The sequence below is a fragment of the Streptomyces roseicoloratus genome, assembly GCF_004117935.1.
Classification (GTDB): domain Bacteria; phylum Actinomycetota; class Actinomycetes; order Streptomycetales; family Streptomycetaceae; genus Streptomyces; species Streptomyces roseicoloratus.
The window spans coordinates 1-943 of record NZ_SDOY01000042.1 but is presented as its reverse complement, the minus strand read 5'-3'; the positions used below and the strand labels follow the sequence as shown (position 1 = coordinate 943).

1 protein-coding gene is annotated in these 943 nt (G+C 75.5%); it reads right to left on the bottom strand.

Annotation, left to right across the window (positions count from 1 at the left end; translation table 11 throughout):
* The coding region (locus ESG85_RS03410) for an AMP-binding protein (protein ID WP_164986149.1) at nt 1–943 on the bottom strand (943 nt) is incomplete at both ends.

Sequence of the window (943 nt, the reverse complement as noted above, 5' to 3'; positions counted from 1 at the left end):
GGCGCGGCGCACCAGGTCGCCCGTGCGGTACATCCGCTCCCCCGCCGCGAACGGGTCGGCGACGAAGCGCTCGGCGGTCAGCGCCGCGCGGCCGAGGTAGCCGCGGGCCAGGCTCGCGCCGGCCAGGTAGAGCTCGCCGGGCACGCCGGCGGGGACCGGGTGGAGGTGCTGGTCGAGGACGTACGCGCGGGTGCCGAGGACGGTGTGTCCCATAGTGGGGCGCTCCGTGCCGTCGTACGACTGGAGCAGGGTGTCGACGGTGCATTCGGTGGGGCCGTAGAGGTTGTGGCCGGTGGTGGCCGGGGCCTCGCGCAGCCGGTCCCACAGCGCCTGGCCGACCGCCTCTCCGCCGAGCAGCACCACGCGCGGCGCGGGCTCGTCCAGCAGGCCTTCGGCGACGAGCTGTTCGGCGTAGGTGGGGGTGAACTGGACGGCGTCGACGCCGGTGGCACGGAAGTGGCGGACCAGGGCTGCGGGGTCGCGGCGCAGGTCGTCGCCGATGAGGTGCAGTTCGTGCCCGGCGACCATCCAGAGCAGGCCGTTCCAGGAGGCGTCGAAGCAGAACGAGGCGGTCAGGGCGGCGCGCAGCCGGCCGTGGGCCCGCTCGGGCTCGGCGAAGGTCTCCGCCCGGTGGGCGGCGAGCAGGCCGGCGATCGACCCGTGGCTCACCACCACGCCCTTGGGCAGGCCGGTGGAGCCGGAGGTGTAGATGACGTACGCGGCGTGGGACGCGGTGACGCGGGCGGGCGGGCGCACGGCGGGCTGATCGGCACAGGAGTCCTCGGCGGCGTCGAGGACGGTGAGGCCGTCGAGGACGTCGGGCAGCGGCCAGCCGGCGGTGGTGAGCACGGCCGCCGGACGGGCGTCGGCCAGCATGTGGGCGATCCGCTCCCGCGGGTACTCGGCGTCCAGCGGAAGGAACGCCGCACCCGCCTTGAGCACG